Annotated in this window: 2 protein-coding genes; both read left to right on the top strand. The window is 30.2% G+C overall.

Annotation, left to right across the window (positions count from 1 at the left end):
- Window positions 1–96 precede the first annotated feature (96 nt).
- Window positions 97–774 (top strand): hypothetical protein, encoded by a 678-nt coding sequence (locus HM981_RS17345; RefSeq protein ID WP_179340062.1) that lies wholly within the window; start codon window positions 97–99, stop codon window positions 772–774.
- Between the two features lie 146 nt (window positions 775–920).
- A complete protein-coding gene (locus tag HM981_RS17340) occupies window positions 921–1793 on the top strand; it encodes a DUF4238 domain-containing protein (protein WP_179340061.1) in 873 nt (290 codons plus the stop codon).
- Window positions 1794–2000: the final 207 nt, after the last annotated feature.

Here is a 2000-nt window from a genome sequence, read left to right as displayed (position 1 = left end):
TCTCGGATTTTCTATTCGGTAAATATTTAGTAACTTAGTTGCCAAACCACGCAACTAACTCATACACAACCACGTTGTAAGTAATTAGCCAATCTAATGGGGAAATTTGAACATAATAAACAATATACTTTTGATGTTGACTCTGCTCCTACTTCTTGGTTAGACTATTCAGAGGAACTAAAAGAAATTGCAGAACTCATCTTCTCTAATTCAGTAACTGAAATTAATAGATATCCTGAAAACGAAAAAGGTTTAAGACTTGAAAGAGGTTACTTTTTAAATTATGGGTTTTCAATTGAAAACATATTGAAAGGACTCATAATATCTGAAAATAACTCTTATGTTTCTGATGGAAAAATATCACCTGAAATAAGTTCAAATCATAATTTAGAAATACTTGTTGACAAAATTGATTCAATATCATTTGATAAAAATGAAAGAAAATTATTGTCGATTTTGTCAGATGCAATACCATATTGGGGTAGATATCCTATTCCCAAAAAGTATACTAAAGTTTCTACTAAATTTAAGCTGACAGAAAAAGTTAACGAAGATTTAAACAACTTATGGTTCAAAATAGGAAAAGAGCTTTATTCAAACATTAAGTTAGGATGGACTGGACCAAGCGGAATAGAAACTGGACCTTACATAAGTTCAACTTTTGAAAACCCTGAAGAGTTTGACAAATCAATAGCTGAAATTAATAAGCAAATAAAAAAAGGTGTTTTTAAAGCAGGCAACGTTGATATATCAAAATATAGTAGAAATAAATAACTACTTACAACACCGTGTATAATTAATTGCTGTATTCTTCTCTACTTGCGAATATTCCTGCGGAATATTCACGGGTTCGTAAAAGTTTACTAACTTAGTTGCTAAACCACGCAACTAACCATACACAAACACGTTGTAAAACATTTATGAAACGACCTGCCAACCAAAATCAACATAAAGTACCGCAAGTTTATCTAAAGCAATTTGGATATAAATTTCACGAACAAAATAAAGTTTCAGTTTTAAAACTTGGCGAAAAGTTCATAAGACAAAAAAGTATTAAAAAATTTTTGGCAGAAACAAATATCTATGATATAGAGAGTGAAAATCCTGAAATAGAAAGAATTTTTGAAGGATTGAATTGTGATATTGAGAATGAATACAATGATATTGTTACTGATTTAGAAAATGACAAAAAATTAAGCGAAAAATCTTATGCTGTATTATTGCAATTAATTCCAAATTTCATAGCAAGAAGTGACACTTGGAGAGCTTTTGTAATTCACATTTTGGAATCTGATGCCAAAGAAAATTTTTTAAAAGTAATTTGCGCACATCTCGCTGAAAGTTTTGAAGACCTTGAATATAAAGATTTTTTCAGGAAAATGGTTGATAGTCCAGTTGAAGAAATTGTTAATAGAGCATTAATGTTCTTTACAGACCATTTGCTTCGTAGAATTGGACATTACGAAATTGTAATTATACAAGCACAAGAAGGAAAACCTTGGTTTACATCTGACAATCCTGTCATTTTAGAAAATAGAACTGCAAGATTGGAAATTATGCAAAAAGAAAGTGAAGTTTACTTTCCGATAAACCCGAAATATTTAGCTTATTTACATTTTGAAAATTCAGATGATAAAGTGAACGAATTACGCAGTTATGCAACTAATCAAATTTACAATGCAACTGACGACCAAAATTTTGATATTCAACAAAAGATTATGAGGAATGCACATAAATATGTCATATTCGAAGGAGAATTTAAATACACATTTGGAAATAAAGAAAATGAATAAAACGTTTTACAACACCGTATATAATTTATTGCTGGCTTCTTGCTTCCTTACGAAAGTCCTCGCGGACTTTCTTGGTCGGTAATTATTTACTAAATTAGGTGCTTAAACCACGCAACAAACCATATACAAACACGTTGCCAGTAATTTACGAACGGCACTCTAAAAAACAAATTGAAAGTAATGAAGAAAGAACTTGAGGAAATAACA

The sequence above is a fragment of the Winogradskyella ludwigii genome, from assembly GCF_013403985.1.
Taxonomy (GTDB): Bacteria; Bacteroidota; Bacteroidia; order Flavobacteriales; family Flavobacteriaceae; genus Winogradskyella; species Winogradskyella ludwigii.
This window is presented reverse-complemented; position numbering and strand designations above follow the sequence as displayed.

Coding starts and splice junctions, on each gene's coding strand:
- HM981_RS17345 (WP_179340062.1), top strand. CDS start 97: ATGGGGAAATTTGAACATAATAAACAATATACTTTTGATGTTGACTCT.
- HM981_RS17340 (WP_179340061.1), top strand. CDS start 921: ATGAAACGACCTGCCAACCAAAATCAACATAAAGTACCGCAAGTTTAT.